The 8,304-nt window shown below is 66.1% G+C and carries 8 protein-coding genes (1 of these 8 cut by a window edge); 2 read left to right on the top strand and 6 right to left on the bottom strand.

The annotated features are described in order from the left end of the window. The 3 genes in view from ilvC to BLT78_RS19970 are tightly spaced (at most 44 nt apart) and all read right to left on the bottom strand, a layout consistent with a single transcriptional unit that may run on beyond the window. Window positions 1-56 carry the beginning of a ketol-acid reductoisomerase gene (gene ilvC / locus BLT78_RS19980; RefSeq protein WP_090351703.1) on the bottom strand. It extends 961 nt beyond the left edge of the window, so only the first 56 of its 1,017 coding nucleotides appear in the window; the start codon lies at window positions 54-56; the stop codon falls past the left edge of the window. A 44-nt stretch (window positions 57-100) separates the two neighbouring features. Continuing rightward, the gene (gene ilvN / locus BLT78_RS19975; RefSeq protein WP_090351701.1) at window positions 101-592 is read right to left on the bottom strand and encodes an acetolactate synthase small subunit; all 492 of its coding nucleotides are present in this window, start codon (window positions 590-592) and stop codon (window positions 101-103) included. A 2-nt stretch (window positions 593-594) separates the two neighbouring features. Continuing rightward, window positions 595-2,319, bottom strand: a complete 1,725-nt coding sequence (locus tag BLT78_RS19970) for an acetolactate synthase 3 large subunit (protein ID WP_090351700.1) — start codon at window positions 2,317-2,319, stop codon at window positions 595-597. 393 nt (window positions 2,320-2,712) lie between these two features. Here BLT78_RS19970 and BLT78_RS19965 point away from each other — a divergent pair, with 393 nt between their 5' ends. Further along, a complete protein-coding gene (locus tag BLT78_RS19965) occupies window positions 2,713-3,153 on the top strand; it encodes a DUF4124 domain-containing protein (RefSeq protein WP_090351698.1) in 441 nt (146 codons plus the stop codon). Window positions 3,154-3,174: 21 nt separating this feature from the next. Here BLT78_RS19965 and BLT78_RS19960 read toward each other — a convergent pair whose 3' ends face one another. The 3 genes from BLT78_RS19960 to mrcB form a co-directional block, all read right to left on the bottom strand. Beyond that, the gene (locus tag BLT78_RS19960; protein ID WP_090351696.1) at window positions 3,175-3,498 is read right to left on the bottom strand and encodes a YqcC family protein; all 324 of its coding nucleotides are present in this window, start codon (window positions 3,496-3,498) and stop codon (window positions 3,175-3,177) included. Continuing rightward, window positions 3,498-4,184, bottom strand: a complete 687-nt coding sequence (locus tag BLT78_RS19955; protein WP_090351695.1) for a tetratricopeptide repeat protein — start codon at window positions 4,182-4,184, stop codon at window positions 3,498-3,500. Before BLT78_RS19955 ends, BLT78_RS19960 begins: the two co-directional genes overlap by 1 nt. 99 nt (window positions 4,185-4,283) lie before the next feature. Then, window positions 4,284-6,629 (bottom strand): penicillin-binding protein 1B, encoded by a 2,346-nt coding sequence (mrcB, locus tag BLT78_RS19950; protein WP_090351693.1) that lies wholly within the window; start codon window positions 6,627-6,629, stop codon window positions 4,284-4,286. 116 nt (window positions 6,630-6,745) lie between these two features. On the opposite strand from mrcB, the gene BLT78_RS19945 reads away from it, so the two are divergent. After that, the gene (locus BLT78_RS19945; protein WP_090351691.1) at window positions 6,746-8,287 is read left to right on the top strand and encodes a bifunctional aminoglycoside phosphotransferase/ATP-binding protein; all 1,542 of its coding nucleotides are present in this window, start codon (window positions 6,746-6,748) and stop codon (window positions 8,285-8,287) included. Window positions 8,288-8,304 lie beyond the last annotated feature (17 nt).

The following is an 8,304-nucleotide window of genomic DNA, read 5'->3' as shown; positions in this document are numbered from 1 at the left end:
ACCTTCTTGCCCTGGATGATCGACAGATCGCAGTCTTTGTCGTAGTAAACGTGCATGGAAAACCCTCGGTTCAGTGCGGCCTGTCAGGCCTTGTTCAAAATCAGATGCTCAGCGTCTTGTCGCCGCGGGCGATGCCGGTGACACCGCTGCGGACCACTTCCAGGATCGACGCGGTGCCGATGGCCTGAATGAAGCTGTCGAGCTTGTCGCTGGTACCTGCCAGCTGCACGGTGTAGACGCTGCTGGTGACGTCCACGATCTGGCCGCGGAAGATGTCGGCGGTGCGCTTGATCTCGGCGCGCTGGGCGCCGGTGGCCTTGACCTTGACCAGCATCAGCTCGCGCTCGATGTGCGCGCTTTCCGACAGGTTCACCAGCTTGACCACTTCGATCAGCTTGTTCAGGTTCTTGGTGATCTGCTCGATCACTTCGTCCTGACCGATGGTGGTGAGCGTCAGACGCGACAGAGTCGGGTCCTCGGTCGGCGCCACGGTCAGGCTCTCGATGTTGTAGTTGCGCTGGGAGAACAGACCGACCACGCGCGACAGCGCGCCGGGTTCGTTTTCCAGGAGCAGGGAGATGATGTGTCGCATGTTCAGGTGCGCTCCGTCTTGCTCAGCCACATGTCGCGCATGGAGCCGTCACGAATCTGCATCGGGTATACGTGCTCGCTGGCATCCACCTGAATGTCCAGGAACACCAGGCGATCCTTGAGCGCGAAGGCCTCTTCCATCTTCGGCTTGAGGTCCTCGAGCCGGGTGATCTTCATGCCGACGTGCCCGTAGGCTTCGACCAGCTTGACGAAGTCCGGCAGCGAATCCATGTAGGAGTGCGAGTGGCGGCCGCTGTAGACCATGTCCTGCCACTGCTTGACCATGCCCAGAGCCTGGTTGTTGAGAGTGACGATCTTCACCGGCAGGTCGTACTGCAGGCAGGTCGACAGCTCCTGGATGTTCATCTGGATGCTGCCTTCACCGGTGACGCAGGCGACGTCGACATCCGGGAAGTTCAGCTTGGCGCCCATGGCCGCCGGCAGGCCGAAGCCCATGGTGCCCAGGCCTCCGGAGTTCAGCCAGCGGTTCGGCTTGTCGAACTTGTAGTACTGGGCGGCGAACATCTGGTGCTGGCCGACGTCCGAGGCGACGAAGGCATCGCCACGGGTAACCTCGTAGAGAGTCTCGATCACGGTCTGCGGCTTGATGATGCTGCCGTCGCCCTTGTCGTAGGGGAACAGGCTACGGTTACCGCGCCACTCCTCGATCTGCTTCCACCAGCTGGCCAGGGCTTCCTGGTTCGGCTTCTGGCCGATTTCCTTGAGGATGGCCACCATCTCGGTGAGCACGCTGTCGACCGGACCGACGATCGGCACGTCGGCCTTGATAGTCTTGGAGATCGACGCCGGGTCGATGTCAATGTGGATGATCTTGGCGTTCGGGCAGAACTTCGGCGCACCGTTGATCACCCGATCGTCGAAGCGCGCACCGACGGCGAGGATCACGTCGGCGTGGTGCATGGTCAGGTTGGCGGTGTAGCTGCCGTGCATGCCGAGCATGCCAAGGAACTGGCGGTCGCTGCCCGGGTAGCCGCCGAGTCCCATCAGGGTGTTGGTCACCGGCAGGTTGAGCATGCGCGCCAGCTCGGTCAAAGGCGCCGAAGCATTGCCCATGATCACGCCACCACCGGAGTAGAGCACCGGGCGCTTGGCCGCCAGCAGCATCTCGGCAGCCTTGCGGATTTGCCCGGAGTGGCCGCGCACGGCCGGGCCATAGGAGCGCAGCTTGACCTTCTTCGGGTAGACGTACTCGTACTTCTCCGCCGGGTTGGTCATGTCCTTGGGGAAATCGACGACCACCGGACCGGGACGACCGGACTCGGCGATGTAGAAGGCCTTCTTCAGCACCTCGGGGATTTCCGACGGGTGCTTGATGATGAAGCTGTGCTTCACGATCGGCCGGGAAATGCCGACCATGTCGGTTTCCTGGAAGGCGTCGGTACCGACCATGTTGCTCGGCACCTGGCCGGACAGCACCACCATGGGGATCGAGTCCATGTAGGCGGTGGCGATGCCGGTGATGGCGTTGGTCGCCCCCGGGCCGGAAGTCACCAGCACCACGCCGGCCTTGCCGGTCGCGCGGGCATAGCCGTCGGCCATGTGGGTGGCGGCCTGCTCGTGACGGACCAGAATGTGCTCGATGGACTTTTCCTTGAAAAGCGCATCGTAGATATGCAGAACGGCACCACCCGGGTACCCGTAGATGTACTTCACGCCCTCGTCGCGCAGGAAGCGGACGATCATTTCAGCGCCTGATAAAAGCTCCACGTTTCACCTCTAGAACGCCTGAGAAACACCCTCGAAGGGGCGACCGAAGTTCGGTTAACTGCCAGGCAGAGCATGGGCGACGGTAGTCGCCGGCGACGTCAGCTGCTGACTTAGCAAGTATCGGGAGCGCTCCTGGTGTTACGGAAAGCTCCCCCCCCGGCGCGAGGTAACGCGTGACAGGGCCTGGCTTGGGCGGCGCGGGTGTGCACCTCATGGTCTGCCGAGGAGCCGCAAGAGTATCGGACTCGCTACAGCGAATCGCAGATTGTTCGGGTAAGCCGCAGGCAAGTCAAGCCGAAGTTCACCGCTGCGCCTGTGACCCAGCGCAGACTGCCGGGGCGCTGCTTTTCGGTATAGTGACCGGCGCCTTTCCCGACACGACAAGGATCCAGCATGCGTCGCACACTTCTTCTCGCCAGTCTGCTGTTCGGTTGCGTGGGCGCAGCCTGCGCCGGCCAGATCTACAAGTGGGTCGATGCCCAGGGCGTTACCCATTTCACCGCCCAGCCGCCGCAGTCGGCCGAAGCCAGCGTGATCCCCACCGCCAAGCAGCCAGCGGCTGGCAAGCCCGCAGCAACCCCGCCGGCGGCAAGCGGCATGGTCAACGACCCGCAGCAGGAGGAAATCGATGCCCGCGTGCGCCAGGAAGTGGCGCAGAAGGAAAAGGAGCTCGAGGCGTACTGCACCAGCCTGCGCACCAACCTGGCCCAGCTGCGCAACAACCGCCGCGTGCGGGTGTCCGATGCCGAGGGCGAGGCGCGCCGTCTGACGCAGGATGAGCGCCAGACCAGGATCAGCGAGACGGAAAAGGCCATCGCCGAGAACTGCCAGTAATCCTGTGGGCCGCCGCCAACTTCAGGCGGCGGTCAGCACGCAATCAACCTCGCCCAGCAAGTCCAGCAGCCCGGCCACACGCGCATCTCCCGCCCAGGACATCTCACCCATCGGACGCAACGCGCAGGCCGAGGGCAAAGCTCCGCCCGCCTCGACAAGCACCTTCATCCGCGGCAGCAGGATCCACTGCAACCACTCCTCGAACGCCAGAGTATCGACGCAGAAGGGCTCGCGACTGGACAGCCGCGCAGCATCGGGGGGCACACTGGCCCACCAGCCGAGCAGACGCAGCTCACGCTCGATCAGCAGCAACTGTTCGGCCAGGACAGGCAGGCGAGCGTCCATCAGAGCGGCACCTTGGCGCGCTGGCGAGCCTGGGCCGCACCAGCCGCATCCCCCTGACGCTCCCGCGCCTGGGCGATCACCTCCCACAGGCTGGCCTGCAGCGCCGGACGGCCGCCGGCATAGGTCAGGCCACGGCGCGCCAGCTGCTCGGCCTGGGCCGGATCGCCCTGAGCCAGGCGCACTTCCGCCAATCGATAGAGCACCTGCGGCTCGCGCGGAGCGATACGCTGGGCACGCTCCAGACTGGACGAGGCACCGGCCAGGTTGCCACTGCGCTCCATCTGCTGCGCCGAAGTCAGCAGCGCCAGCACCGGACCGTCGAGACGCTCGTCCGCCGCCAGGGTAACCGCCCCCGAGCCGGCCTGCGGCGCTGCAGGCGCCGACACGCCCGATGGCGAAGCGCCGAGTCCGCCACTGGTGGTCAGCGGGGCACTGCTCGAAGCCCCTGGAAAAGTCTGGATCGGCGCAGCAGCCACCTCCTGCGGCACCATCACCACCACACCGGAATCCTGCGCCTGCATCTGCGGCGCCGCTTGCGGCGTTACCGCAGCCGGCGCACGCATCTGCTGCCCGCCGGCACTGACCGGCCGCCCAGCCTCGACCACCGGAATCGACCCCCGCTGCACCGGAGTCGCACAGCCCGCCAGCAGCGACAATGCCAGCGGCACCAACCAACCCTTGTTCACTTCCAGTCTCCCTGCCGTGAATGACGCATGACGAACCGCCCGGCGGCCGTCACTCATGCGATTAGACCTGCCGCCAGCCAGCAAAGTGCCGCCCCTTGGTTATTGCTCCAGCCAGCCACGCACCCAGTCCATGACCTGCTGCGCCGGCTCCTGCAACTGCTGGGGCAGACCGCAGGGCGCACCGGATGGCGGCTCACTGCCGCGAATATACGGCATCTGCACCGCTCCCGGGCAGCTCTGGTCGGAGCCCTGGCCGCTGTAGGGGTCGACCCAGGCCAGGGTCACGTTGTTGGGCGGAGTGGTGTCCAGCGGTGTCGGCATGGCGCTGCGCATGAAGCCGGCCCACACCTGCAACGCCCCGGTGGCCCCGGTCAGCGGCGTCTTGCCGTTGTCGTCGCGTCCCATCCACACCACCGCCAGCAGATCCTGGCCGAAACCGGCGAACCAGCTGTCTCGCGAGTCGTTGCTGGTGCCGGTCTTGCCCGCCAGGTTCAGCGAAGCCGGCAGCTGGTTGTACACCGAGCGCGCAGTGCCCTCGCGCATCACCCGGCGCATGGCCTCCTGCACCAGATGGATGGCTCCCGGATCGAAGCGCTGCTGCACCTCGTAGGGATAGCCCTTGAGCGGCTCGCCGGTAGCGGTCAACACGCTGCGGATGCCGCGCAGCGGGGTGTTGAAGCCACCGTTGGCCAGCGTCTGATACATGCCCGCCACCTGCATCGGACTGAGCGAACCCGCACCCAGCAGCATCGACGGGTAGGCCGGCCAATCCTGCTCCACGCCCAGACGCGCCACGGTCTTCAGCACGCTGGGGACGCCCAGCTCGAGGCCCAGCTTGGCGGTGGACAGGTTGTAGGAGTGCGCCAGCCCCTGATAGAGGAAGATGGTGCCGTGGGCCTGGTGGTCATAGTTTTTCGGCTGCCAGACCTGACCGTCAGCGCCCTTGATCGAAAACGGCTCGTCGGCCAACCAACTGGTCAGGGTGTACTGGCTCGGCTTCTCCAGAGCGGTCAGATAGACCGCCGGCTTGACCAGCGAACCGATCGGCCGCTGGGCGTCCAGCGCTCGGTTGAAACCGGCGAAGCGCGGCTGACGACTGCCGAGCAGCGCCTGCACCTCGCCGGTCTGCGGATTGGTGACGACCATCGCCGCCTCGACCTCGTCGATGCCCTTGCGCCCGCCGAGGCGCTTGAGCGTCTCGGCCATGGCCTTCTCGGCCTTGAGCTGCAGGATGGGATCGAGGCTGGTGAAGATGCGCAGCCCTTCCTCGGTCAGATCCTCGTCGCGGTAGTCCTGGCGCAACTGGCGCTTGACCATGTCGAGGAAGGCCGGATAGGTGCTGTTGGCCAGGCTGCCGCGGCTGCTGACCTCCAGCGGCGCCTTCTTCGCCAGCGCCACTTCCTCGCTGCTGGCCACCCCCTGCTCGGCGAGCAGGTCGAGCACCAGATTGCGCCGCACCAGCGCCCGTTCGGGGTACCGCCGCGGATTGTAGTAGGACGGCCCTTTGACCATACCGACCAGCAGGGCGATCTGGTGCAGACGCAGCTCGGCCAGCGGCTGGCCGAAGAAGTACTGGCTGGCCAGGCCGAAACCGTGGATCGCCCGCTGCCCGTCCTGGCCGAGGAAAACCTCGTTGAGGTAGGCCTCGAGGATCTGCTGCTTGTCGTAGTGCAGCTCCAGCAACAGCGCCATCAGCGCCTCGGTACCCTTGCGGCTCAGGCTGCGCTCGTTGCTGAGAAAGAAGTTCTTCACCAGCTGCTGGGTCAGGGTACTGCCCCCCTGCACCAGCGACCCCGCGGTGGTGTTGACCCACATGGCACGAGCGATCGACTTGGGCGACACGCCGAAGTGACTGTAGAACTCGCGATCCTCGACCGCGATCAGGGTTTCCAGCAGACGCGGCGGCACCTCATCCAGCTGGACCAGGATGCGATCTTCGTTGTGCGCCGGATACAGACCGCCGATCATCAGCGGTTCCAGGCGCGCCACCGCCAGCTCGCCACCGCCGGACTGGCTGAGCCCGACTACCTGGTTGCCGGAGAAGCGCACCCGCAGCTGCTGGGCCGGCTCGGCGCCCTCGTAGAACCGGAAGCCGCGCGTGTGCAGCTCGACCTGGCTGGCGCTCACCGCCAGTTCGCCGGGGCGCTGCACCCGGTTGACCCGCCGATAGCCGAGCGCCTGCAGCTCGGTGACGAAGTCCTCGCGGCTCAGCTTGAGCCCGGCGAACAGCTCCAGCGGCCGCGCGTAGACCTTCGCCGGCACGGTCCAGCGCTGCCCGGAGAACTTCTCCTGGACGACGGCATCGAGGTAGATCATCAGCGCGGCGAGCAACACCAGGCCGGCCAGCCCAAGCTTGACCAGCCAGCCCATCCAGGGGCGGGAGGCGCGCGGCGGCTGACGACGGGAAGGAGATGTACGGCGGGAGGGAGTGCGAGATCGTGTCATGGCTCGGCATTATACGCGCTTCACCGCAGGACCGATGAGGCGCTCGACGGTTTGCACGACCGGACGCAGCCGCCATAATGCGAATTCAGCCACTTTTCCGACGAAAAGGACCACCCGTGCCCCAGTCCCTGATCGAAGCCCTGCAGAACCCCGCCCTGTACCCCCACCCGGTGGAGGGCTTCGAAGTCATCGAGACACACATCTCCTGGGTCCTGCTCACCGGCCCCTATGCCTACAAGCTGAAGAAGCCCGTCGACTTCGGCTTCCTCGACTTCAGCACCCGCGAGGCCCGCGAACACTTCTGCCGCGAGGAGCTGCGCCTGAATCAGCGCACCGCACCGGACATCTACTTGGAGGTCCTGCCGGTCACCGGCGGCGCGGACAACCCGCAACTGGGCGGCACTGGCCCGGCAGTCGATCATGTCCTGAAGATGCGCCAGTTCCCGCAGAGCGGACTGCTGTCCAATGTCCTGGCCCGCGGCGAGCTGACTGCGGCGCACATCGACCAGCTCGCCCAGCAGATCGCCAACCTGCACGCCAAGGCCCAGCGTGTACCGTCCGAACACACCCTGGGCAGCGCCGAGGCGATCATGGCGCCGGTACGACAGAACTTCGAGCAGATCCGCCCCCTGCTCGACGAGAACGACGACCTGGCCCAGCTGCAGCATCTGGAAGCCTGGGCGGAAGACACCTTCGCCCGCCTCAGACCCGTCCTCGACCAGCGCAAGGCCGACGGCTTCGTCCGCGAATGCCACGGCGACATCCATCTGGCCAACGTCGCCCTGCTCGGCGCCGACGTGCTGCTGTTCGACTGCATCGAGTTCAACGAGCCGTTCCGCCTGATCGACGTGATGAGCGATGCCGCCTTCCTGGCCATGGACCTCGAGGATCGCGGCCTCAAGTCGCTGTCCAGCCGCTTCATCAACGCCTATCTCGAGCTGACCGGCGACTACCAGGGTTTGACCCTGCTGCCGTTCTACAAGGCCTACCGGGCCATGGTACGCGCCAAGATCTGTCTGTTCCGCCTAGCCCAGGAGCAGGATGCCGGCGAGCGGTCGACCATCCTCAGCCAGTACCGCAACTATGCGAGTCTGGCGGAAAGCTACAGCACCGTGCCGGTCCGCTTCCTGGCCATCACCCATGGTGTGTCCGCCGTCGGCAAGAGTCACGTCGCCCAGCGGCTGGTCGAAGCGTTCGGCGCCATCCGCCTGCGCTCGGACGTCGAGCGCAAACGCCTGTTGCCCGGTGCCGATGAAAGCGCGCTGTACTCGGCCGCGGCCAGCCAGGCCACCTACGCGCGCCTGCACGAACTGGGCGCCGCCGTCCTGCGCGCCGGCTTCCCGGTGGTGCTGGACGCCACCTACCTCAAGCACGCCCAGCGCCAGGCCGCCCACGCGGTGGCCGAACAGCTTGGTGTACCCTTCCTGATCCTCGACTGCCATGCCCCCCAGGAAGTGATCGCGGCCTGGCTCGCCGAGCGCCGAGCCGAGGGACGCGATCCGTCCGACGCCACCCTAGCGGTGGTCCAGGCCCAGGAGGCCGGCCGCGAGCCGCTGGACGAGGAGGAGCTGGCGCACAGCGGTCGCATCGCCACCCACGAAACGGGCAGTCTCGACGATCTGGTCGAGCGCCTGCGCCGCCACCTCCCCGGCCTGTAAGGCGCCATCCCGGCGGC

The sequence above is a fragment of the Pseudomonas oryzae genome, assembly GCF_900104805.1.
Lineage (GTDB): Bacteria > Pseudomonadota > Gammaproteobacteria > Pseudomonadales > Pseudomonadaceae > Geopseudomonas > Geopseudomonas oryzae.
The sequence above is the reverse complement of the archived record's forward strand: the minus strand, read 5'-3'. Positions and strand labels throughout refer to the sequence as shown.

What these genes read in the sequence shown, in the direction of transcription:
- ilvN (WP_090351701.1), bottom strand. Translation starts at nt 592, where the DNA reads ATGCGACACATCATCTCCCTGCTCCTGGAAAACGAACCCGGCGCGCTG.
- BLT78_RS19965 (WP_090351698.1), top strand. Translation starts at nt 2,713, where the DNA reads ATGCGTCGCACACTTCTTCTCGCCAGTCTGCTGTTCGGTTGCGTGGGC.
- BLT78_RS19960 (WP_090351696.1), bottom strand. Translation starts at nt 3,498, where the DNA reads ATGGACGCTCGCCTGCCTGTCCTGGCCGAACAGTTGCTGCTGATCGAG.
- mrcB (WP_090351693.1), bottom strand. Translation starts at nt 6,629, where the DNA reads ATGACACGATCTCGCACTCCCTCCCGCCGTACATCTCCTTCCCGTCGT.